At 60.8% G+C, this 20741-nt stretch carries 22 protein-coding genes and 1 pseudogene; 3 read left to right on the top strand and 20 right to left on the bottom strand.

The window, feature by feature from the left end; genetic code table 11:
* The coding region (gene flgC, locus WBH99_RS05965) for a flagellar basal body rod protein FlgC (RefSeq protein ID WP_424219195.1) at positions 1 to 302 on the bottom strand (302 nt) is incomplete at its 3' end.
* 15 nt (positions 303 to 317) lie between these two features.
* The gene (gene flgB, locus WBH99_RS05960) at positions 318 to 734 is read right to left on the bottom strand and encodes a flagellar basal body rod protein FlgB (RefSeq protein ID WP_424219194.1); all 417 of its coding nucleotides are present in this window, start codon (positions 732 to 734) and stop codon (positions 318 to 320) included.
* A 171-nt stretch (positions 735 to 905) separates the two neighbouring features.
* Between flgB and flgA the strand changes: the two genes are divergently transcribed.
* The 3 genes from flgA (at position 906) to WBH99_RS05945 (ending at position 2435) form a co-directional block, all read left to right on the top strand.
* The gene (gene flgA, locus WBH99_RS05955) at positions 906 to 1604 is read left to right on the top strand and encodes a flagellar basal body P-ring formation chaperone FlgA (protein WP_424219193.1); all 699 of its coding nucleotides are present in this window, start codon (positions 906 to 908) and stop codon (positions 1602 to 1604) included.
* 91 nt (positions 1605 to 1695) lie between these two features.
* Entirely contained in the window at positions 1696 to 1962 is a 267-nt protein-coding gene (gene flgM, locus WBH99_RS05950) for a flagellar biosynthesis anti-sigma factor FlgM (protein WP_424219192.1), read from the top strand.
* Positions 1962 to 2435, top strand: coding sequence for a flagella synthesis protein FlgN (locus tag WBH99_RS05945; RefSeq protein ID WP_424219191.1), 474 nt, complete (start codon positions 1962 to 1964; stop codon positions 2433 to 2435). Before flgM ends, WBH99_RS05945 begins: the two co-directional genes overlap by 1 nt.
* Here the strand turns inward: WBH99_RS05945 and motD are convergent.
* The 18 genes and pseudogenes from motD to WBH99_RS05855 form a co-directional block, all read right to left on the bottom strand.
* Positions 2427 to 3239: a flagellar motor protein MotD gene (motD, locus tag WBH99_RS05940; protein WP_424219190.1), complete on the bottom strand. Its 813-nt coding sequence runs from the start codon at positions 3237 to 3239 to the stop codon at positions 2427 to 2429. The two genes, WBH99_RS05945 and motD, sit on opposite strands and share 9 nt — an antisense overlap.
* An 8-nt stretch (positions 3240 to 3247) precedes the next feature.
* Positions 3248 to 4027 carry a flagellar motor protein gene (locus WBH99_RS05935; protein ID WP_424219189.1) on the bottom strand — a complete coding sequence of 260 codons (780 nt, stop codon included), beginning with the start codon at positions 4025 to 4027 and terminating at the stop codon, positions 3248 to 3250.
* Positions 4020 to 4775 (bottom strand): RNA polymerase sigma factor FliA, encoded by a 756-nt coding sequence (locus tag WBH99_RS05930; RefSeq protein ID WP_424219188.1) that lies wholly within the window; start codon positions 4773 to 4775, stop codon positions 4020 to 4022. The genes WBH99_RS05935 and WBH99_RS05930 overlap by 8 nt, the downstream gene beginning before the upstream one ends.
* Positions 4776 to 5663, bottom strand: a complete 888-nt coding sequence (locus WBH99_RS05925; RefSeq protein WP_424219187.1) for a MinD/ParA family ATP-binding protein — start codon at positions 5661 to 5663, stop codon at positions 4776 to 4778.
* On the bottom strand, positions 5656 to 7095 hold the full coding sequence (gene flhF / locus WBH99_RS05920) for a flagellar biosynthesis protein FlhF (protein WP_424219186.1): 1440 nt from the start codon (positions 7093 to 7095) through the stop codon (positions 5656 to 5658). Before flhF ends, WBH99_RS05925 begins: the two co-directional genes overlap by 8 nt.
* Positions 7092 to 9185, bottom strand: a complete 2094-nt coding sequence (flhA, locus tag WBH99_RS05915) for a flagellar biosynthesis protein FlhA (protein WP_424219185.1) — start codon at positions 9183 to 9185, stop codon at positions 7092 to 7094. Before flhA ends, flhF begins: the two co-directional genes overlap by 4 nt.
* On the bottom strand, positions 9185 to 10324 hold the full coding sequence (gene flhB, locus WBH99_RS05910) for a flagellar biosynthesis protein FlhB (RefSeq protein WP_424219184.1): 1140 nt from the start codon (positions 10322 to 10324) through the stop codon (positions 9185 to 9187). Before flhB ends, flhA begins: the two co-directional genes overlap by 1 nt.
* Positions 10325 to 10497: 173 nt before the next feature.
* A complete protein-coding gene (locus tag WBH99_RS05905; RefSeq protein WP_424219183.1) occupies positions 10498 to 12360 on the bottom strand; it encodes a chemotaxis protein CheA in 1863 nt (620 codons plus the stop codon).
* A 12-nt stretch (positions 12361 to 12372) separates the two neighbouring features.
* Positions 12373 to 13248, bottom strand: coding sequence for a protein phosphatase CheZ (gene cheZ, locus WBH99_RS05900; protein ID WP_424219182.1), 876 nt, complete (start codon positions 13246 to 13248; stop codon positions 12373 to 12375).
* 10 nt (positions 13249 to 13258) lie between these two features.
* On the bottom strand, positions 13259 to 13654 hold the full coding sequence (cheY, locus tag WBH99_RS05895; protein WP_424219181.1) for a chemotaxis response regulator CheY: 396 nt from the start codon (positions 13652 to 13654) through the stop codon (positions 13259 to 13261).
* A gap of 19 nt (positions 13655 to 13673) precedes the next feature.
* The gene (locus tag WBH99_RS05890; RefSeq protein ID WP_424219180.1) at positions 13674 to 14612 is read right to left on the bottom strand and encodes a chemotaxis protein; all 939 of its coding nucleotides are present in this window, start codon (positions 14610 to 14612) and stop codon (positions 13674 to 13676) included.
* A 15-nt stretch (positions 14613 to 14627) separates the two neighbouring features.
* The gene (locus WBH99_RS05885; RefSeq protein WP_424219179.1) at positions 14628 to 15593 is read right to left on the bottom strand and encodes a chemotaxis protein; all 966 of its coding nucleotides are present in this window, start codon (positions 15591 to 15593) and stop codon (positions 14628 to 14630) included.
* Between the two features lie 99 nt (positions 15594 to 15692).
* Positions 15693 to 17390 (bottom strand): methyl-accepting chemotaxis protein, encoded by a 1698-nt coding sequence (locus tag WBH99_RS05880; protein ID WP_424219178.1) that lies wholly within the window; start codon positions 17388 to 17390, stop codon positions 15693 to 15695.
* Positions 17391 to 17441: 51 nt separating this feature from the next.
* On the bottom strand, positions 17442 to 17747 hold the full coding sequence (locus tag WBH99_RS05875) for an STAS domain-containing protein (protein WP_424219177.1): 306 nt from the start codon (positions 17745 to 17747) through the stop codon (positions 17442 to 17444).
* Positions 17748 to 17808: 61 nt separating this feature from the next.
* On the bottom strand, positions 17809 to 18873 hold the full coding sequence (locus WBH99_RS05870) for a protein-glutamate methylesterase/protein-glutamine glutaminase (RefSeq protein ID WP_424219176.1): 1065 nt from the start codon (positions 18871 to 18873) through the stop codon (positions 17809 to 17811).
* A 33-nt stretch (positions 18874 to 18906) separates the two neighbouring features.
* Positions 18907 to 19512 (bottom strand): chemoreceptor glutamine deamidase CheD, encoded by a 606-nt coding sequence (cheD, locus tag WBH99_RS05865; protein ID WP_424219175.1) that lies wholly within the window; start codon positions 19510 to 19512, stop codon positions 18907 to 18909.
* Between the two features lie 17 nt (positions 19513 to 19529).
* Positions 19530 to 20384, bottom strand: a complete 855-nt coding sequence (locus WBH99_RS05860) for a CheR family methyltransferase (RefSeq protein ID WP_424219196.1) — start codon at positions 20382 to 20384, stop codon at positions 19530 to 19532.
* Between the two features lie 77 nt (positions 20385 to 20461).
* A pseudogene (locus WBH99_RS05855) lies at positions 20462 to 20741 on the bottom strand (chemotaxis protein); the annotation flags it as partial.

Raw genomic sequence — 20741 nt, 5'->3', positions numbered from 1 at the left:
ACCGGATCCACGTTGGACATGCTCACGTAACCTTTTTCATCCGCCAGCGGATTATGGGGGTCATAAGTCATACGCGCCGGGGCCGCACTTTCCACGATTTGGGTCACCCGGACGCCCTGGGAAGCCTCACCTGCGCCCCCCATCGGAGTGGCTTGAAAAACCACCTGCCTGGCCCGATAAGGCTGTCCATTGGCGGACACCGCGCTATCCACATTCGCCAGGTTGGAAGCCACCGCATTGAGTCGCAGCGACTGGGCCGACATGGCGCTACTGGAAACCTTGAAAACATTGAAAAGGCTCATGCTCGTCTCTCCTCGTCAGCCCTGATTGCTGCTGATGGCGGTGCGCATGCCGCGCAGTTTGTCCGACATGAATTGCGAAATGATCTGATACTGCAAGGCGTTATCGGCGATCTGGGCGCGTTCCACATCCATATCGACCGTATTGCCATCGACGGCAGACTGGGTTTCGCTACGGTACTGGAGATTGACCGCCCCCACCCCGCCTGCCGTACCCTGCAAATGCCCGGCATGAGTTCGCGCCATCCCTACCGCATCCACCCCCTGAGGCTGCCCTAGCGCCGTTTCAAATGCCGTCCTGAAATCAAAATCGCGGGCCTTGTAATGCGGGGTATCGGCATTGGCGATATTGGAAGCGAGGACCTGCTGGCGGTACGTGCGCAGATTGAGCGCCTGGGTATAGACATTCAGGTAGGCCTTGACGTCACCGATCATCCTTTACTCCTTGCTGGCTTTGACTGCCTGATTCCAAGCATGCTTCGTGCCATCATCCATCAGCCCGCATTTCCGGGGAGATCCGGGGACGCTGGCGGCAAGACTTGCCGATCTGGCTAAAGCAGAGCCACAAGGGTTTTTTTATCGAGCGCCTTGGGTGACAATGGGCCCATGAAACCGTTTCTCACCTTGTTGTTCTTCTGCTGGAGTCTGGCAGGCTTTGCCGCACCCGCCCATGCCGACGATCACGCCGCCTTACTCAAGTTGGTGGAAAACCATGTCCTTGGACAATTGCAAAACCAGGGCGGGCAAGTAAGCGTCAGGGCCGGCCCACTCGACCCGCGCATGCGCCTGCCCGCCTGCAGCAGCTACCAGGCCTTTACCCCAAACGGGGCGCGCCTGCAGGGGAACACCAGCATTGGCTTACGCTGCAATGCCCCGGGCCGCTGGAGTATTTTTGTGCCCGTGCGCATCTCGATACTTGGCAACTATGTCACCACCGCCGCACCCCTTACCACGGGCCAGGTCTTGCAAGCCACCGATCTGACCGTGCAATCCGGCGATCTGGGCGCGCTCCCCGCCGGAATCATTACGGACCCGGCCCAGGCCATCGGCAAAACCGTCCGGTTTTCCCTGCCTGCGGGTCAGCCACTGCGCCAGGATCAGCTCACGGCTCCCCTCGTCATTCAGCAGGGGCAGTCTGTCCAACTTGTTTTCCATGGCCCCGGCTTTACTGCCACGAACGAGGGCAAAGCCCTCAACAACGCCAGCGAGGGGCAAATCATCCAGGTTCGCACCCCGAGCGGGCTCATTGTCAGTGGCATGGCCCAGGCCGATGGCACGGTACGGGTCGGGCAATCCTCGCCCTGACACAAAAACGTCAAATTTTTCTGGCGCATCGCTCAACTTTCACATTGCTTTGCCGTTAGAATCCATACCCTTATCTGCCATAGGTGACATCGTGAAAATCGATACCTCATTGAAAATGGTGCCTACGCCACCGGCTCGCACCCCCGCCAAGCCGGTCCCGGCCGAAGCCAGTGGGGAGCAGGTCCGCTTGAGCACTGCGGTGCAAATCAACAGCGCCGAACCTCCCGTCAATGCCGGCCGGGTCCAGGAAATCAAGCAAGCCATCACGGAAGGCCGTTTCCGTATCAATCCTGAAGCCATTGCAGATCACCTGATTGCTACGGCACAAGAACTGGTCAACGCTCAGCGTACGGCCTGATGGTGCCGCCCGTGCCGCCCTTCCACCAGCTGATCGCCAGCGAAATTGCTGCCGTGCAACGTTTCGTGGCCTTGCTGAAAAAGGAACACGCCGCCTTACGCGACAGTCAGTTCGATGTGCTCGAGAAACTGATGGAAGAAAAGGGAAACCTCATCGATGAGCTTTCCCGGATCGGACAGGAACGGCATCAGTCTTTGTTGCTGCTCGGCGTCGCGGAAAATCGCGAGGGTGTCGAACAATGGCTGCGGACTCAACAAAACCCGAAACTGACCGAGGCCTGGCAAGTGCTGCAACAGCTGGCGCGCGAAGCCAAAACCCTCAATGAATTGAATGGCCAGTGCATCACCTTGTTATCCAGGAATAATCGCCAACGGCTGGAAACCATCACCGGACAGCATGCACGCGGGACCTTTTATGGTCCGGATGGGCAAACCTCATTCTCGTCCCGTTTCCGTATCAGCGATTCAGTCTGACCTCACGGCTCCGGCTTCAGCTTCATCCTCCGGCTTCAACTCCGTCACCACCTCGGCCGGCATTTCGGGCGCGAAGGAATCGATCAGGATGGTGACCCGGCGGTTTCTGGCCCGCCCTTCGACGCTGTCATTGCTCTCTACCGCCCGCTGCTCCCCATACCCAATGGCCGTCAGTCTGTCCGGACTCACGCCTGAATCGACGAAGAGCCGCAGTACGGTGGTTGCCCGCACGGCGGAGAGTTCCCAATTTGAAGGAAATTGTGGGGTGTTGATGGGGATGTTATCGGTATGCCCTTCGATGGTAATGGGGAAATTGCTATCCGCCAGCACTTGGGCAACCGCCTGCAAGGCAGCAATGGAGCGCGGTTCGAGGCGCGCCTGGCCGGGAGCGAAGAGAATGCTGTCATTGATCTCGATGCTGACTCCACGACTGGTCTCCAGCACCCTGACCTTGCCCTGCCGCACCAGCGGCGCCAGCACCTTCATGATTTCCCGGGCCATATTGCGCATCTTCTCACGCTGGCGCAGTTTGCCTTCATCCACCGCCTTTTCTGCCTTGGCCACTGGCGCGGGCAAGGGTGGAGCCCCCTCGGTCATCAACATGATCTGCCCGGCGGATCTGTCGGTCACATTCCGGAAGGCACTGTTCAGGGATTCACTCAGGATCCGGTATTTGCCTTCATTGATCGAAGACAGGGCATACATGACCACAAAAAAGGCAAACAGCAAGGTAATGAAGTCCGCATAGGAAACCAGCCAGCGCTCGTGATTCTCACGCTCTTCGACTTTTTTCTTGCGAGCCATGGCCGCCCTCAGCGCCGCCCAGCTTTTTGGGCTTGCGCCGGGGAATCCCGATGGAGGTATCCTTGCAGACGACTCTCGATGATCCGGGGATTGTCACCGACCGCAATCCCCATCAGACCATCCAGCAACATCTCTTTTTCCACCACCTGGCCGGCGATACAAGCCTTCAGCTTGGTCGAAATGGGCAGGAACACCAGATTGGCGAGCCCCACACCATAAATGGTCGCCACGAAGGCGACGGCGATACCGGCCCCCAGCTTTGAAGGATCGGAAAGATTCTCCATCACATGAATCAAGCCCATCACCGCCCCGAGAATGCCGATGGTGGGTGAATACCCCCCCGCAGACTCCCATACCTTGGCGCCCTGCCGCATTCCCTCTTCAAAGGTATTGATTTCCACCTCGAGGACTTCACGCAGACGTCCTGGGTCCACGCCATCCACCAGAAGCTGCAGGCCCTTTTTGACAAACGGGTCCTTGATCTGCTGGGTCGCATTTTCCAGGGACAGCAAGCCTTCCCGGCGGGAAAGATGGCTCCATTGCGAAACCTGATCGATCAACTTCCTGTGCTCGACGACGGGGGGCAGAAAAACCCACTTCGTCATTTTCAGGCCGCGCTTGAAAATATCGAAGGGACTTTGCAGCATGACCGCCCCCAGGGTCCCTCCCAGGACGATCATCAGGGCGGTCGGCTGCACCAGGGAGGCGAGGTGCCCGCCTTCGAGCACCTGGCCCGCCAGAATGGCGCCAATGCCGACGATGAGGCCCAACAGACTGATCTTATCCACGCTCCTTCACCTTCCGTCGTGCCTTGGGCTGCTGCGCCGCCGCGCCGAACATCCGGCCGCGGATACGGGAAATGGCCTGGCTGTGGAGTTGGCAAACCCGGGATTCCGTCACCCCCAAGACCTCCCCGATTTCCCTCAGGTTCAGCTCTTGCTCGTAATACAGGGCCATCACCATCTGCTCGCGCTCCGGCAAGGCCGCAATGGCAGCGACCATCTCGCGGCGCAAATCCTTGTCTTCCAGCAGACGGGCGGGATCTTCATCATTGACCCCCATGTGCCGATCAAGAAAGGATTCCCCGTCTTCCGAGCCGAAATCCTCCAGATAAACCACCTGGTGCCCTCGCGCGTCCAGCAGCAACTTCTGATATTCCTGGAGCGACATGCCCAGATTCGCCGCCAGTTCCCCCTCACTGGGCGCGCGGCCATTTTGCTGCTCCAGTTGCTGCAAGGCCACCTCGACCCGGCGCATTTCCCGACGCAAATTTCTGGGCAGCCAGTCGTTGTCCCGCAGTCCATCCAGCATGGCGCCACGAATGCGCTGACTGGCATAGGTCTCGAACTGGGCCCCCATTCCCTCCTCATAACGCCCCATGGCATCCAGCAGGCCGATCATGCCGTTTTGCACCAGATCCTCCAGGAGGACATTGGCGGGCAGGCGCACCATCAGATGATGGGCGATGCGTTTGACGAGCGGAGAATAGTGCTGGACCAGTTGCTCCCTGTCGGGCTGACCGGCGGCTGTATACATTTAGGCAAGCAAGACGCTGGGAGATAGACGATGGCTCAAGTGTAGCAGTTGCTGGATGAAATGTTCGACCCCGCCCTGCTCATATTCGGCATTGGGCCATGCCAGCAATTCAGTCGCGAAATCCCTCAGCGCAATGGCGGCAGGCGAATCCGGCAAGCTGGCCACGATGGGCTGGCACAATTGCCCGACCTGCCGCAGGGCGCCATCCAGCGGTATTGCCCCGCCATACTCCAGCTGTGCAATTCCGCGCTGGGCGGCAACCTTGTGCAGATTGTCATGAATGACCGAACCCTCCGCCATCGACTTCACGCGGTTGACCAGAATCCGGAAATGCCGCCGCGAAAACGCCAGACTGACCTTCTTGATCAGGGCATAGGAATCGGTGATGGAGGCGCCATTGCCTGACACGACCATCACGGTTTCACCGGCGGCCAGACCCCAGGGCGAAAAGCCGTGAGCATGGTCGTTGCAAGTATCGACGAGAATCACATCGGCCGGATGCTCGAGGGAATTCACCCCTTCCACCATGGCATGTTGCTGCGCGGCAGTCAGGCTGCCCAATTGACGCGCGGCACGCCCTGCCGGCAGGACGCTGACGCCCGATACGGGGCTGAAGAGGACATGCCCGAGGCTGCGCTGCCGGTTCAAAACCTGCAGCAAATCCCCCTGGGGATGCAAACCAAAAAATCCGCCCACGTCGTGAGGCCCCTGATTTTCATCCACCACCAGCACTTCCCTGCCCTGGCGCGCCAGGGCGACCGCCACGTTGGCGACGATCGAAGTCTTGCCGGCGCCGGCTGAACCCGAGGCGAAAGCGATGACACGCAACTGATCATGGCCGAACAGCCGACGCAGGCCTGCCGCCTGATCCTGGCAAAAATCAGCCACGCCGTCCTCCGCTCGCAACGATTCCGGCATTGGCCATCATCAGCCCGGGCTCGAGACCGTGGTAGCGATGCGGCGAGACCTCCGGAGTTTCCTTGAAAGCACGGTGCAGCAGATAGGCACGGTTGGGCAAATGCAAATCCTCCGGCACGCGCTGCCCATTGGAAACATAGTGCAGGCGCAAGCCATGCCGCATGATGGCATCCAGTGAGGGGGCCAGGCTGGCCGTTTCATCCACCTTGGTGAGAATGCAGCCGGCCAGGTCATCGCCCCGGTAGGCCTTGACCACATCATCCAGGGTGTCGCCGCGCGAAGTCGCCGACATGACCAGCAGCCGCCGGACGCCACAATCGGTCAGCATGGCATTCAATTCGCCCACCAGGCGGTCTTTCTGGCTCATCCCCATGGTGTCGATGAGTACCATGTGCTTATGCTTGAGCTCCAGCAGGATTTGCTGTAATTCCGCGGCATCCTTGGCCAGATAGACGGTCACCCCAAGAATGCGGCCATAAATACGCAATTGTTCGTGCGCACCGATCCGGTAGCTATCCGTCGTGACCAGTGCCACCTTGCCTGCGCCGTGCCGCAAAACGCAACGGGCCGCAAGCTTGGCGGTCGTGGTGGTCTTGCCCACCCCGGTGGGTCCCATCAAGGCATGAACCCCCCCCTTGTCGATGATGTCTTGCTCGGCATGGAGGGTCAGCAAACTGCGGTCCGCCACCCCACGCACCCAGGCCACAGCCTGCACGGCATCCATTTCGGGCGGCAGTTCCGCCAGCAGTTCGCGGGCCAGTTGCGGCGAAAACCCCGCATCCAGCATCTGGCGCAACACTTCGGTTTTAACGGGTTCGTTACGGGCGCTCTCTCCCCAGGCAAAGCCCGCCAGATGCTGCTCGACGATCTTACGCAAGGCGCGGATTTCTTCCATCACCGCCGCCGGAACCACTTCCGCCCCGGCATGGTGCGCCGGGGTGGGCCGGGCGTTGACCGTGGGCACAGGCCCGGCGGCCTGGGGGGCTCGAGGTGCATCGAGCCCGGCCTGGCGCAGTGAGCCCGGCCGGGGAATCGAAGCATTGACCGGGGCGCTGGCCGGTGCTGGCCGGGAAACCGGTCTGGCGGGCGCCGGTGCCGGCCGGATGGGCTGCTGCGGTGGTGGCGCCACTTCCGCCTTGCGGTGGGAGGCTGCCGCCGAGGTCGAAAGGCTCACCCGGTAGCCGTCCTCCTCCGGATAAGCAGCCGTCCTGGGGGGATTCTGGCGCACCGGCTCGTCGGCCGCAGGAACGATCATGGCCATGTCGCGGGCCGCCACTGCCATGATTTCGACCCCTCCCGGCACTCCACGATTCGAAAGGATGATGGCATCCGGACCCAGGGTTTCCTTGACCTTGCGCAGGGCTTCGCGCGCATTGACTGCAATGAATTTTCTTACATTCATGACCTGCCTCCAATGATCGAGGTCACTTTGAGTATCTTGGTTTCAGGGACTTCGCCATGGGCGATCACCTTCAGTTGAGGAATGCTGCGCCGCAGGAAACGCGACAACAGGAGCCGGATGGCGCTCGGCACGAGCAGCACTGCGGGCATGCCCAGTTCTTCCTGGCGCCGGGTTGCGGCCGCTGCTTCTTTCAAGAGCCCCTCGGCCAGGCCGGGTTCGAGGGCCGATGTCCCCGCCGTGCCGGCCACCGTCTGGAGCAACAGGCGCTCCAGTTGCGGATCGAGCGTCATGACGGACATCTCGTTACCACTGGGATAAAGTTGCTGAACGATGGCACGCCCCAATGCCACGCGCACCTGGGCGGTGAGTTCATCCGGATTCTGGGTCCGCGCGGCATGCTCTGCCAGGGTTTCGATGATGGTGCGCATGTCGCGGATATGCACCCCTTCGTCGAGCAGGTTCTGGAGCACTTTTTGCAAGGTCCCGAGCGGCAGGATCTTGGGCACCAGGTCCTCCACCAATTTGGGCATTTCCTTGGCCAGGTGGTCGAGGAGTTGCTGCACCTCCTGACGTCCGAGCAGGGCGGATGCATTGGAGAGCATCAGGTGGTTGAGGTGGGTCGCCACGACGGTGGATGAATCCACCACCGTGTAACCATAGGCTTGAGCCTGATCACGCAGACTCATGTCGATCCAGATGGCGGGGAGTCCAAAGGCCGGATCGGTCGTCACCGTGCCCGGCAGGGTGCCCGCCACGCGCCCGGGATTGATGGCCAGCATCTGGCCCGGGAATACCTCGCCTTGTCCCACTTCCACGCCCTTTAGCAAAATACGGTAAGCGTTGGGCCTGAGTTCAAGGTTGTCGCGAATATGAACCGGCGGCACCAGAAAACCCACATCCTGCGCAAACTTCTTGCGGATTCCACGGATGCGCCGTAACAGTTCGCCGTCCTGATTCTTGTCTACCAGCGGAATCAGGCGGTAGCCCACTTCCAGCCCCAGCACATCGAGCGGCACCACATCCGACCAACTGGCTTCCTGGGATTCTTGAGAGGGCGGCGGCACCACCGGCGCCGGAGCCGCCGTCGCCCTTGCCTGCTCCCTGCTGCGCCGTGACATGCGCCAGCCGATATAACCCAGGGCACTGGCCAAGAGCAGAAAGACCAGATTGGGCATCCCGGGAATCAGCCCCATGCCTCCGACGATACCGGCGGTGATGTAAACCACCTGATGATTATGGAAAATCTGGCTGATGAACTGGACGCCGATTTCTTTTTCATCCGAGACACGGGTCACCACCATGCCCGCCGCAATGGAAATGACCAGGGCCGGGATTTGCGCAACCAGGCCGTCCCCAATCGCCAGCGAGGTGTAGATTTTGGCGGCTTCTGCCAGAGACAGGTCATGCTGGACCACGCCAATGATCAAGCCGCCGATGACATTGATCAGGGTGATGATGATGCCGGCAATCGCATCGCCGCGCACGAATTTGGAGGCACCGTCCATGGAACCGAAGAACTCGGCCTCGCGCGCCACATCCTGGCGGCGCTGCCGTGCCTCGTCCTCGCCGATCAAGCCGGCATTGAGGTCAGCATCGATCGCCATCTGCTTGCCCGGCATGGCATCCAGGGTGAAGCGGGCGGCCACTTCGGCGACCCGGCCGGCACCCTTGGTGATGACCATGAAATTGATGATCACGAGAATCAGGAAAACGATGATCCCGACGGCGTAGTTTCCCCCCACCAGAAACTCACCAAAGGCCTCGATGACCTTGCCTGCCGCCGCAGGACCGTTATGCCCCTCCATCATCACCACCCGGGTAGAAGCAACGTTGAGGGAGAGGCGCAACAAGGTGGTGACCAGCAAGACGGTCGGGAATACCGAAAATTCCAGGGTCTTCCTGACCTGCACGGCCACCAGCAGAACCAGAATCGACAAGGCGATATTGAATGTGAAAAACACATCCAGGATGAAAGGTGGCAGCGGCAGCACCATCATGGACAGCACCATGACGATGAGAAGCGGCGCGGCCAGCTGGAATATATTCAGCCGGCCCAATACATTCTGCAGGGTCAGGGTGGCGCCCGCCATCAAGCGGCCTCCGCCGGCACGGCCAGTTCAGGCGGCACCCGCACATCCCGAGGCGGCATCGGATACTCCCCCCCCAGCGAGCGCCAGCGCGAGAGCTGATACACATAGGCCAGCACCTCGGCCACCGCCCCATAAAGGGCACCAGGAATCTCGTCATCGATCTCGGCATGCCGGTACAGGGCACGGGCCAGAGGCGGCGCCTCCAGCAGGGGCACCCCATGCTCCGCACCCAGCGCCTTGATCCGCTGAGCAATCACGCCCATCCCCTTGCCCAGCACCTTGGGGGCCCCCATGCCCTCCTTGTAAGACAAGGCCACCGCATAGTGGGTCGGGTTGGTCACGATCACATCGGCCTCGGGAATCGCCGCCATCATGCGCTTGCGCGCGGCCTCACGCTGCAGGCTGCGGATCCGTCCCTTGACCATGGGATCGCCTTCCATTTCCTTGTTTTCCCGGCGGACCTCGTCCTTGGTCATCTTCAATTTGTCGTAGTACTGCCAGATCTGGAAGGGCACATCCGCCAGCACGATGACGAACATGGCAGAGACGATCAACAGGAAAGCAAAACTGAGCAAATCTCCGGCCGATGCCAGACCCGCCTCCAGCGGCATCGACATCAGCCCGAAAATCTCATCCCAGTGTTTCCAGAGCACCAGTACCGCGGTCCCCCCGATGATGACGGCCTTGAGAATGGACTTCACCAGTTCCATCAGGCTATTCCAGGAAAACATCCGTCCGATCCCGGCGATGGGGTCGAGCTTGTTCAGATCCGGCATGATGGCCTTGGTGGAAAAGACCCAGGAGTTCAGGACGAAAGGCGGCACGAGACAGGCGATGATGAGCGCCAGCACCAGCGGGGAAAAGCTGATCAAGGCATCCAGGGACAGGTCATAAAGCCGCAAGAGAGCCAATTCGGGCTGCTTCAGAAAGGCCGGGTCCATATCGAGCCCCCTGGACATGATCAAGACCGCACGTTGGGCCAGCCAGGCACCCAGCAACCAGAAGGCCGAGGCCGCCACCATGAGCACGAGAAAACTCCCAAGCTCCCGGGAGTGGGGAACCTGACCTTCCTCGCGGGCTTGCGAAAGACGCCGGCCCGTAGGTTCTTCTGTTTTCTCGACGTCGCTATCTTCTGCCATGGGCGCACAACCGTTTTGACATGGCTATTATAGAAAAAAACCAAGAAAATTAAATAGGTACAGCGCTTTTTTAAAAAAATTATCAAGTTCGCCCGGATGGCTGGCGGCGCTGCCGCCGCCCCAAGCAACAAGGGCCCCGCAGGGCCCTTGTTGCAACACATTGAATTTATTGATCAAACAAAGTCGAGTGCAGGAATCCCCCGGCCTATTCCATCCATGTGCTGCCCCACATCCGCGAGCAGTTCCTTCATGTCGAGAATCAGCACGATCTGACCGTTGGAGAGGGTGGTCACCCCCGCCACGCCGCGCGGACGGAAATCTTCAAGAGATTTGATCACTGCATCATCCCGCCCGGCAAAGCTATCCACGCCAAGGATGAAGCTGCGTTCTGCCGTTTGCATGAACACCCCGTATTCGGGATAGCGCACCTGCTGCCAGCCGAGCAGGCGAGCCAGGGAAACCACGGGAAGTATCTCGCCGCGGACCACCAGCGTCGTCTTCCCGCCCACTTCCTGAACCTTGTCCTGCTCGATGGGCAAAATCTCGCGCACCAAAGACAGCGGCAAGGCAAAGGGTTGATCACCCAGCAGCACCAGCAGCACCGGCAGAATGGCCAGGGTGAGCGGCAGGGAAATCAGGAACACCGAGCCCTTGCCGGGCTCCGAGCGGATTTCAATGGAACCGTTGAGGTTCTGGATATTGGTTTTCACCACATCCATGCCCACCCCACGGCCGGAAACATCCGAGATTTCCGTCTTGGTGGAGAAGCCCGGCAGCAAGATGAGGTTGAAACTCTGGCGATCATCCAGAGTATTGGCTTCTTCCTCGGTGATCAGCCCCTTTTCCACCGCCTTGGCGCGAATGCGCTCGGCACTCATGCCACGCCCGTCATCGGCGACGATGAGGACGATGTGATCGCCCTCCTGACGTGCCTCCAGGCGCACCAGGCTCTTGGCGGGCTTGCCGGCCGCCGCCCGCTCGGCGGGGCTTTCGACACCATGGTCTACCGCATTGCGGATCAGGTGGATCAAGGGATCGGCGAGATCCTCGATCATGGTCTTGTCGACTTCGGTTTCCTCACCGGCGAGCACCAGTTCCACGTCCTTGCCCAGTTGCCGCGCCAGATCCCGGGCAATGCGGGGATACTTCTGGAACAGGCGGCCAATCGGCTGCATGCGGGTCTTCATGACCGAGTTCTGCAGGTCCGAAACCAGCAGGTCGAGCTGGCTTACGGCCTGGTCCAGGGCATGCAGGGTCTCGGGATCATTCTTGCCGGCCAGGATGTCGGCCCGCAGGCTGGTCAGACGGTTCTTGGTCAGGCCGATTTCGCCGGACAGATTGAGCACCTGGTCGAGACGGGCCGTATCGACACGGATGGTGTTCTCGCGGGCCCGCTCCTCGATCCGGCGTCCGCCTCCACTGCCGGAGGCGGGGCGGTCGGCAGTCCGACGGGCAGGCTTTTCCGGTGCCGCCGCAGCAGCGCTGGCAGCCGCCACTTCGGCCCGGGTGATCACCTCGCCGGTGGCGGCCACGGCCTGGCCTGAAACGCTGGCATGCAGCTTCTCCCAGTCGGGCTCGGTGCCCGAGGGCGTCGCGGCAGCGGGGGCTGCGCTTGCCACGGGAGCCGCCACGGGAGCCGGCGATTCCCCCTTCAGGACACCCTCTAGGGCGTGCAGCAAATCTGCGGGCGCCCGCAGCGGCTGCACGCCGGAAGACAGATCCCCGAACATATCCCGCACACATTTGGTGGCGGCCATGATCAAGTCCATCAACTCCGGAGTCAGATGCAGCTCACCGTTACGCAGCTTGTCAAAGAGATTTTCGGTCAGGTGGCACAGGGTCACCAGTTCGGTGGCGTTGAGAAAGCCGGCCCCTCCCTTGACCGTGTGGAACCCCCGGAAAATATCGTTCAACAAGCCCCGGTCATCGGGCATTTTTTCCAGGTCAACCAGCTTGTTGTCGACATCCGACAGCAAATCGTGGGCTTCTTGCAGGAAATCCTGCAGCAGATCTTCCATGCCAGCAAAGTCGCTCATACCTGATCCTCCTCAGAAACCCAGACTATCCAGCAGATCATCGACCTGCTGTTGATTGACGACCACATCGGGGCGACCATCAGCATTGATGACCGGCCCATTCACGAGGCTATTCACTTCTTCAGAGCGTTTTTTCTGCGGCATCACTTCAATCAGGACCGTCATGAGTCCGTTTTCCAGATCCTGGGTCAGCCCGACGATCTTCTTGATGACCTGACCCGTCAGATCCTGAAAATCCTGGGCCATCATGATTTCCATCAACTGCGCATTGATGACCTTGACCCCCTCCGGAACCCCGGCCTTCAGATAGCGGCGCGTTTCCTCCGCCAGTTGCCGGAACTCGGCGGTGCTCATCTGATTACTGAAAACCTTGTCCCAGCGCGCCCCGAGGGCGAGGGCATTTTTTTCCAGCTCATCCACCACAGGCTTGGCAATATCCGTCGCATTGAGCACCCGGCAGGCGGCCTGCTCCGTGAGGTTGGCCACATAAGCCAGCCTGTCCTTGGCATCTGGCAGGGAGCTGACCGTCTGCTCCAGCAGTTTGTCGTAGCCCAGCTGATGCAAGGTGTCGTGCAACTGGCGCGCCATCTGCCCGATGCGGTTGAACACGGTTTCCTGGGCGGGCCACTCTTCGCCGCCCGCACGGCTTTCAACCGCGGCCGCGCTTGGCGTTTTTGCAGCGCCAGGCCCGGAAGCATGAAAACTGGAAGCCACGCTATCAAACAGGGCCTGCAGATCATCACTGTCGCCCAGATCCGTGATGCCTGACGAAGCAGGGGCGGTGGGGGCGGTGGGGGCGGGGGCGGCCGGTGCTGGCTCAACCCGAACCGTGGCCGCCACGCTATCGAACAGGGCTTCCAGCTCAGCAGAATCGTTATTGGCCGTCATCGTCTACTCCTCAAGCCTGGCCCATTTTTTCAAAAATCTTGTGCAGCTTCTCCGCCAGGGTTGCCGAGGTGAAAGGCTTGACGATGTAGCCACTGGCACCCGCCTGCGCGGCTGCGATGATGTTTTCCTTCTTCGCCTCGGCCGTGATCATCAGGACCGGCAGATGCTTCAATGCCGGAGTGGAGCGGATGGTCTGCAGCAGGGTCAAGCCATCCATGTTCGGCATGTTCCAGTCCGTCACCACGAAATCGAAGCCGCCTGCATTCAATTTTTGCAGGGCGATGGCGCCGTCCTCGGCCTCATCGACATTGGTGTAGCCCAATTCCTTGAGCAGATTACGCACAATGCGACGCATGGTGGAAAAGTCATCCACCACCAGAATTTTCATTTTGGGATCAACAGGCATGCTGCACTCCAGAAACTCGTTATCTTTCCAACAGGGGCCGCAAGGTGTCGGCCAGCACTTCTGCATCAAACTTGGCGACGTAGGCATCGACCCCCACGGACTTGCCCATGGCGCGATTGGCCTCGGATGAGAGGGAAGAATGCATGACGACGGGCACCCCCTCGAAGCGGAGGTCGGACTTGATGTTCTTGGTCAGCACATAGCCGTCCATCTCGGGCATTTCCGCATCCACGAGAATCAGGTTGATTTCGTCCCGCATCGGAATATTCATTTGCTGGGCATGAGCGGCAATGGCCTGGAGCCGGGTCCAGGCTTCAGCGCCGTTGGTGGCATGCTTGTGCTTGACCCCCAGCTTGTCCAGGACCTCGGCAATCTTCTTGCGCGCCACGATGGAATCGTCGACAAAGAAAACACTGGCCTCCTCCTCGACCCGGGCCGGCGGGATGTCGACGATGACCGCCTCGCCAAAGGCGTTGGCCAGAATCTGCTCCACGTCGAGGATGGATACCAGATGTCCGCCGCTCAACTCGATCACGGCGGAGATCAAGCCTTGATTGGCATTCAAGACACTCTCCGGCGCCTTGACCCTCTCCCAGTCCACGCGAATGATGCGATCCACCTCATGAACCAGAAAACCCAGGGTGCGCTTGGAATACTCCGCCACCATCATGGTCTTGCCCAGCCCTTCGGGAGGCTCTTCCAGGTCCAGGTAGGAAGCCAGCGACAGCACCGGAATGACGTTGCCGCGCAGGGAAATCAGGCCCTCGACCCCCTTGGGCATGTTCGGGGTCTTGGTGATGTGGGGGGTACACCCCACCTCGCGCACCTTGAACACATTGATCCCGAAGGTTTCCCGGGTCCCCAGGGAAAACAGCAGGATTTCCATCTGGTTGGAGCCCGCCAGGCGGGTTCGGGCGTCGACACCGTCGAGCAGCTTCTTGTTTTCCTGCATGTCCATCTGAATCTCCTGGCCTCAAACCTCGGCGGGGAAGCGTTCGGTCAGACGCCGCCGCAATATTTCGGATAAGCGCTGAGCCTCGAACTTGGGAACATATTCATCCACCCCGACAGACAGGCCCAGGCTCTGATTGGACATGCCGGACAAGGAGGAGTGCATGATCACGGGCACCGAGGCAAAGCGGGGATCACTCTTGATCTTCTTGGTCAGGATGTAACCATCCATCTCGGGCATTTCAATATCCGTCAGCACCAGACTGACCACATCGGAAGGCGACTGACCGGTCGCTTTGGCATAGTCCGCCGCTTTCTCCAGCTCTTCCCACATCTGCCGGCCGTTGTTCGCCGACACATACTTCACACCCATGGCATCGAGGGTGCGGGAAATCTGCTTGCGCGCCACGCTCGAATCATCGCAGAAGAATACCGTCACACCGGGCTTCTCCAGAGGTGCAATGCTCTTGAAGTGGATGTCGTCATCATCACTGTGGGAGGTTTCGGCAAGCACCTTTTCCACGTCCATCATCATGATCAGGCGACCGTCTTCCAGCTCGGTCACCGCGGTGACCAGGCCACCCATCTGGGCCGTCAGCATATCCGGAGGAACCCGCATCATGCTCCAGTCCAGGCGCAGGATGCTATCCACGGCTTCCACCAGAAAGCCCTGGGTATGGCCGTTGTACTCGGTAACGATCATGATGTCCCGGCGGGCATCCGAATCCACCCCGGCATACTTGGCCAGATCCACCACCGGCACCAGGATGCCGCGCAGACTGACCATGCCTTCGACCGCAGGAGGCATGTCCGGTGCCACGGTGATGGGCGGGGTGCGCATCACCTCGCGCACCTTGAACACATTGATGCCATAGGTCTCGCGCCGGCCCGTGCGGCGGTCCTCCCCCAGGGAAAACAGCAGAATTTCGAGCTTGTTGGTACCCGCGAGCTTGGTCCTCGCGTCGATACTTTTGAGCAGTTCAGACATTGTTCATCCCCAAAAAACTTTCCGGATTGCAGGTCATACCCGTTGCCCCATCATAAGCAGGATACACAGAATTCGTGAGCGCTGAAACCGCCGATCACATCATGTATCGGTCTTGTAGCCAATACGCACCCCGCCCCAGTGACGGCCCTGCACATAAACGGGGGCCGAAATGTCATGCATGATTTCCCCGGTATCGCGCCGGTAGGTCTGCAGCAGGAATGCCTTTTCATGATCACCACAACGCCGCCCCACCGGGTCGTCAAATATGCGCTTGGTCCGGTTATTGATGAAATCCACCTGCTCATTGCCCGTCAGGGGCTGAGAGAAGCGCTTGTTATGGGTCGGCACATAGCCGCGCCGGTCACAGGTGATGGCATACACCATTTCCGGATTCTGGTTGACCAAGGGCTCCTGAATCTGGGGCAGCAACTGATCACACAGGGCATCAAAGCGGGTATTGAACTTGGGCGGCTTGGTGCCGGCAATGGGCTGATACTGGTCGTCGAACAGTTCATCGAGGGTGATTTTCCGGCGCGCCACCGCCGCTTCGAGTGCCGCCCCAACCTGTTGCGCCATGTCCTGCACGATCCCGGGCATCTTCGAATGCAGCTTCAGGGCGGCATCCCCGGCACTGCCCAGCTTGAACACATTGCCAATCTCCTTGAGATTCACGGCCAGGTAATCGAGTTGCTCGGCTTCCTTCAAGGTCTGCCCGGCCGCTTCTGAATTGGCCTGGGACTGCTCCATGATGGAATGGATGTGTTCAGCAATATCCGAACCCGTGGCACTTTGCTGTTCGATGGCGCTGGCGATGGCATCCACCTTTTGCATGGTGTCCTGGGCGCCCTGGTTGATGGCCTCCAGGGATCCTGAAGCCTGGCGGGCCAGCAGGGCGCCATTGCGGGCCTGATCCGTGCCGGCCTGAATCGAATGGATGGCCGAAGCCGTCTCGACCTGGATCGCACCGATCATCTGGCTGATTTCGCCCGTGGCCGACGAGGTCCGCTCGGCGAGTTTTTTCACCTCGTCGGCCACCACGGCAAAGCCCCGTCCCTGCTCCCCCGCCCGGGCCGCCTCGATGGCGGCATTGAGGGCCAGCAGATTGGTCTGCTCGGCGATTTCGCGAATGGTCTGGACGATGCCGGAAATGGCCCTGGAGCGTTCCCCCAGCGCCTGAACCACTTCTGCCGACTGGGTCACGGAGTCGGCAATCCTTTCCATTTCCTGGGACGCCTGGGTGACGATCTTGACGCCATCCCGCGACAGAGCACTGGCCTCTTGCGCGATATGGGCCGTTTCATGGGCCCGCTGACTCACCTCGTTCATGTTGCCCATCAATTGCACCATGGCATCCGTGGTCGCCTGGGCGGCGGCAAACTGCTGGGAGGAGCCCGCCGCCACCCGGTGGGATTCGACGACCAACTGCCGGGCGGCTTTCTCGATTTCGACGGAATTGAAAAACACCTTGCCAATGATGGTCTGGTAACTGCCTATCAACTTGTTGAAGGAATCCGCCGTGGCCGCAATTTCCCCCTTGCCGCGGACGCTGACCCGGCGCGTCAGATCGCCATCCTGATACATCTGCTCGATGGCCCCCCTGAGTTCCAGCAAGGGCCGCACCGTCACCGCTTCCAGCAGGACCGCCAGCACGCCGGCGGCCAGCAGGCCGGCAGCCGCTGCCACGGCGAGCGCGCCGGTCTCGCTCATGCCCAGTCTCCGGGCCACCCACCAGGTGGCCACCCCCAGGGCCACTTGCGCAAGCAGGGCGCCTCTTGTCTTGCCCGCCACCGTTCTCATGCCGCTCTCCTGATTCCCCCTCCCGGGAGGGTTTCCATGTTCAGACCTTGTTCAGACGATGGAGAACAATTTACCAAAATTGGCGATTTCCAGAACCTGCTTCACATTGCCGCGCACATTCAGAAGCACCACCTGCTTCTTCGCCGCCCCCGCCTTGTCCCGCAGCATGAGCAACATGCCGAGCGCGGAACTGTCCATGTAATCCACCTGGCCCAGATCGACCTGGAGCACCTGCACCTGGGCATCTTCCAGCAGGGGATCGCAGGCGCTGCGAAATTCGCGGTGGCGGTTGAAATCGAAACGTCCGCTCAACGTGATCACGCCCTGGGCGCCTTCGGTTTTTCCTGTAATCTGCATCAAATAGCCTCCATTCCGTATTGCGCCGGAAAACGCCGACACTTTAGTAGGAATCCCCTCTTTAAGCCACGGCTTTGCCAAACGCGGCCAGGACCCGCCGCGCCATCTCGTCCAGCCCCACCACTTCATCGACGGCGCCGATCAGGAAAGCCTCCCGGGGCATGCCATAGACGACGCAACTGGCTTCATCCTGGGCAAAGGTCCGGGCCCCCGCCTGGCGCATCCGGAGCAGACCCTGGGCGCCGTCCTTGCCCATGCCGGTCAGCAGGACGCCCACGGCCTGATTGCCCATCAGCGCTGCGGCGGAATCAAACAGCACATCGACGGCAGGGCGATGGCGATTGACCGGATCTGCTTTCGACAATTCGGTCACCACGCCAGCTGCCGTCCGGCATACCCGCAGATGCGAATGGCCAGGCGCAATATAAACCATTCCCGGCGACACCTTTTCACCCCCTTGAGCCTCGATCACCGTGGGCTGACAAAGACTGTTGAGCCGGGCTGCGAAGGACGCGGTGAAGGTTTCCGGCATGTGCTGCACGATCAGGATCGGCGGGCAGTTGGCCGGCATGCCGAGCAGGAACTCCTTGATCGCCTCCGTGCCCCCCGTGGAGGCCCCCAGGAAGATGACTTTTCCGGCTCCGCCGGACAGGGCGCGCACCGGAGCAAAGACCCGGCTGCCTGCGGCATCCTGATCTGCCGGACGGATCAGCCCCCGGCAGCGCAGCCGGGCTGCCTTGGCCGCCCGGATCTTGTCCGCCAGTTCGCGGCCATATTCTTCGAGGCTCAGGGCCGACCCGGCCCGGGGCTTGGCAATGAAATCCACTGCGCCCAGTTCGAGTGCCTTGAGGGTGGTTTCGGAGCCGGCCTGGGTAAAGGCGGATACCATCACCACCGGCATGGGCCGCAGGCGCATCAGTTTTTCCAGGAACGCCAGGCCATCCATCCCGGGCATCTGCACATCCAGGGTCAGCACATCGGGATTCATGGATTTGATCATCTCGCGGGCACTCGCCGCATCGGGTGCCGTGCCCACCACCTCCAGGTCGGCAGCGCCATGGATGATCTCCGTCAATAGCTTGCGCATCAGCGCCGAATCATCGATTACGAGAACACGTATCGTCATAAAGCCCCTGTTGGGAAAAGCGGTGCCGCCGGCTCAAATGAACAATTCCACATCCCCCTCCACCTTGGCCGAAGCCAGCCGGCTCTGGTAGGCCTGTTCGCGGCTGAAAAGGGTATCGTTGTGGACCCGGTGCAGTTTCTTGACCAGCACCCGACCGCTGTTGGGAAAGTAATAGACCTTGCGCGGATAGGAATCGAGCAGATCCTTGGCCACCACGGGAATTTTTTCAAGCGTCAGGAAATTCAGGACAAACTCGGCATTCCTGGCGCCGACATTGCTGCCGGAGAGGCTCTGCATGACCGCCCCGCCGCCAAACACCTTGGCCTCCAGCCGGTTGCGCCGGGCCCCCAGCTTGAGCAGGTGGTTGATCAGCACTTCCATGGCATAGGTCCCGTAACGGGCCGAGGACGCGACCAGATCCCGGCCGCCGCTTTCGGGCAGCATGAAGTGGTTCATGCCGCCCACACCGCTGACCGTGTCGCGGATGCAGGCCGCGACGCAGGAACCCAGCACGGTGACCAGCACCATGTCCCGGGCGGTGACGAAGTATTCCCCCGGCAGGATCTTCGCCGCCTCACAATGGAAGCTGCGGTCCTGGTAGAAATTGCTGGCCAGATATTCCTCGTAGGCATGATCCACGCGCAGGACTCCTCCCCTCAGCGGGGCTTGTTGGCCAGTTCATAAACCGTCTTGCCCAGGGAGCGGAACAAGTCCGCCGCGTGCAAAAAGCTCTCCGAATGCCCGGCAAACATCAGCCCGTCAGGCTGGAGCAGTGGCGCGAAGCGGGAAAGAATCTTGTACTGGGTCGGTTTATCGAAATAAATCATCACATTACGGCAGAAGATCACATCGAGTGGCCCGTTCACCGGCCAGACCGGATCGAGCAGGTTGATCTGCCGGAAGGTCAGCAAGCGGCGCAATTCGGGACGGACACTGACCTTCCCTTCCTGGGCGCCGGCCCCCTTGAGGAAGTAGCGTTTGAGTTGCTCCGGCGGAATCTTGTCGGTCCGGTCCAGGGGGTAGATGCCCTTTTCCGCCGTCGCCAGCACATTCGTATCCAGGTCGGAGCAGAGGATGCTGACCTGTGGGCCGCCACCGGGAAAGGTATCCGCCACCGTCATGGCAATCGAATAGGGCTCCTCGCCGGTGGACGCCGCGCAGCACCAGATGTTGATCTGCTTGCGCGTCTGAGCCACCTTCTGCAGGTGCCTGGCCAGAATCGGAAAGTGGTGCGGCTCGCGGAAGAAGGAGGTCAGATTCGTGGTCAGGGCATTGATGAAGCGCTCCCACTCGAGCGCATCCTGGCCATGTTCCAGGTGATCCAGGTACTGGGAAAAGGACTTCATCCCCGTGGCCCTGAGGCGCCGGGCCAGGCGGGAATAGACCATGTCCTGCTTGGCCGCGGAGAGGGAAATGCCCGCATGGCCGTAGATCAACTTCCTGACCCGCTCGAAATCGCCGGGCTTGAACTCGAATTCCCGGCTGGCAGAATCCAGGGGGCCATGGGTCATCGAAGCGCCGGCCTGGCGGATCGCGGCCAGGCGCTCGGCCAGGGAGAGGGGCTTTTTGCTGTCGGCAACCATGGGTTTCAGAACTCTTCCCACTCGTCATCGAGACTGGCCGGCAGGGCGGCCGGCTTCTTCGCCCCGAGCCGGGACGACGTTGCTCCGGAGGCAAACCCGGAAACCTCCACGCCCGGGGGCGGCAGGTGCATGCCCGGCGCGGGCCGCTGACCGGCACCGAGGCGGAACACGGAGACGGCCTCGGCCAGGCTCCTGGCCTGCTCCTCCAGGCTCTCTGCCGCTGCCGCCGCTTCTTCTACCAGGGCGGCGTTCTGCTGAGTCATCTCGTCCATCTGGCTCACCGCC

This window comes from Azovibrio sp. (assembly GCF_049658005.1).
GTDB lineage: Bacteria > Pseudomonadota > Gammaproteobacteria > Burkholderiales > Rhodocyclaceae > Azovibrio.
The sequence above is the reverse complement of the archived record's forward strand: the minus strand, read 5'-3'. Positions and strand labels throughout refer to the sequence as shown.

Excerpts from the sequence above, each read along its gene's own strand:
- flgB (WP_424219194.1), bottom strand. The coding sequence starts at position 734 with ATGATCGGTGACGTCAAGGCCTACCTGAATGTCTATACCCAGGCGCTC.
- flgA (WP_424219193.1), top strand. The coding sequence starts at position 906 with ATGAAACCGTTTCTCACCTTGTTGTTCTTCTGCTGGAGTCTGGCAGGC.
- WBH99_RS05945 (WP_424219191.1), top strand. The coding sequence starts at position 1,962 with ATGGTGCCGCCCGTGCCGCCCTTCCACCAGCTGATCGCCAGCGAAATT.
- motD (WP_424219190.1), bottom strand. The coding sequence starts at position 3,239 with ATGGCTCGCAAGAAAAAAGTCGAAGAGCGTGAGAATCACGAGCGCTGG.
- WBH99_RS05930 (WP_424219188.1), bottom strand. The coding sequence starts at position 4,775 with ATGTATACAGCCGCCGGTCAGCCCGACAGGGAGCAACTGGTCCAGCAC.
- flhF (WP_424219186.1), bottom strand. The coding sequence starts at position 7,095 with ATGAATGTAAGAAAATTCATTGCAGTCAATGCGCGCGAAGCCCTGCGC.
- flhA (WP_424219185.1), bottom strand. The coding sequence starts at position 9,185 with ATGGCGGGCGCCACCCTGACCCTGCAGAATGTATTGGGCCGGCTGAAT.
- flhB (WP_424219184.1), bottom strand. The coding sequence starts at position 10,324 with ATGGCAGAAGATAGCGACGTCGAGAAAACAGAAGAACCTACGGGCCGG.
- WBH99_RS05905 (WP_424219183.1), bottom strand. The coding sequence starts at position 12,360 with ATGAGCGACTTTGCTGGCATGGAAGATCTGCTGCAGGATTTCCTGCAA.
- cheZ (WP_424219182.1), bottom strand. The coding sequence starts at position 13,248 with ATGACGGCCAATAACGATTCTGCTGAGCTGGAAGCCCTGTTCGATAGC.
- cheY (WP_424219181.1), bottom strand. The coding sequence starts at position 13,654 with ATGCCTGTTGATCCCAAAATGAAAATTCTGGTGGTGGATGACTTTTCC.
- WBH99_RS05890 (WP_424219180.1), bottom strand. The coding sequence starts at position 14,612 with ATGGACATGCAGGAAAACAAGAAGCTGCTCGACGGTGTCGACGCCCGA.
- WBH99_RS05885 (WP_424219179.1), bottom strand. The coding sequence starts at position 15,593 with ATGTCTGAACTGCTCAAAAGTATCGACGCGAGGACCAAGCTCGCGGGT.
- WBH99_RS05880 (WP_424219178.1), bottom strand. The coding sequence starts at position 17,390 with ATGAGAACGGTGGCGGGCAAGACAAGAGGCGCCCTGCTTGCGCAAGTG.
- WBH99_RS05875 (WP_424219177.1), bottom strand. The coding sequence starts at position 17,747 with ATGCAGATTACAGGAAAAACCGAAGGCGCCCAGGGCGTGATCACGTTG.
- WBH99_RS05870 (WP_424219176.1), bottom strand. The coding sequence starts at position 18,873 with ATGACGATACGTGTTCTCGTAATCGATGATTCGGCGCTGATGCGCAAG.
- WBH99_RS05860 (WP_424219196.1), bottom strand. The coding sequence starts at position 20,384 with ATGACCCATGGCCCCCTGGATTCTGCCAGCCGGGAATTCGAGTTCAAG.